The 572-nt window shown below is 41.8% G+C and carries 2 protein-coding genes; both read left to right on the top strand.

Annotation, left to right across the window (positions count from 1 at the left end; genetic code table 11):
• A partial coding sequence (locus C9J87_RS19445; RefSeq protein ID WP_107706370.1) for a 30S ribosomal protein S5 occupies window positions 1–340 on the top strand: 340 nt, incomplete at its 5' end.
• Between the two features lie 6 nt (window positions 341–346).
• Window positions 347–526 carry a 50S ribosomal protein L30 gene (rpmD, locus tag C9J87_RS19440; RefSeq protein WP_005599315.1) on the top strand — a complete coding sequence of 60 codons (180 nt, stop codon included), beginning with the start codon at window positions 347–349 and terminating at the stop codon, window positions 524–526.
• The last annotated feature ends 46 nt before the right edge of the window (window positions 527–572 follow it).

Genomic DNA, 572 nt, shown 5'->3' with positions numbered 1-572 from the left:
TCTAGTTCCAGCAGCGATCCAAAAAGCGATGGAAAAAGCTCGTCGCAATATGATTAACGTAGCTTTAAACGAAGGTACATTACAACATCCTGTTAAAGGTTCACACACTGGTTCACGCGTATTCATGCAACCGGCTAGCGAAGGTACTGGTATCATCGCCGGTGGTGCGATGCGTGCTGTGTTAGAAGTGGCGGGTGTTCGTAACGTTCTTTCTAAAGCATACGGTTCAACCAACCCAATTAACGTTGTTCGCGCAACAATCGATGCGCTTGCAAATATGAAATCACCTGAAATGGTTGCTGCTAAACGTGGTAAAACCGTTGAAGAAATTTTGGGGTAATTGAATATGGCAAAAACAATTAAAGTAACTCAAACTCGTAGCTCTATTGCTCGTTTACCGAAACATAAAGCAACGTTAAAAGGTTTAGGTCTTCGTCATATTCGTCATACAGTTGAATTAATCGATACTCCGGCAGTTCGCGGTATGATTAATCAAGTGTCATATATGGTTAAAGTGGAGGAATAATAGAGTGCGTTTAAATTCTCTTTCTCCAGCTGAAGGTGCTAAGCAC

Origin of the sequence: Nocardioides allogilvus, from assembly GCF_003047285.1 — a bacterium.
In the GTDB taxonomy this organism is placed as follows: domain Bacteria; phylum Actinomycetota; class Actinomycetes; order Propionibacteriales; family Nocardioidaceae; genus Nocardioides; species Nocardioides allogilvus.
Note: the sequence above shows the minus strand (reverse complement) of the source record. Positions and strands in the feature narration are given on the sequence as shown.

Coding starts and splice junctions, on each gene's coding strand:
- rpmD (WP_005599315.1), top strand. CDS start 347: ATGGCAAAAACAATTAAAGTAACTCAAACTCGTAGCTCTATTGCTCGT.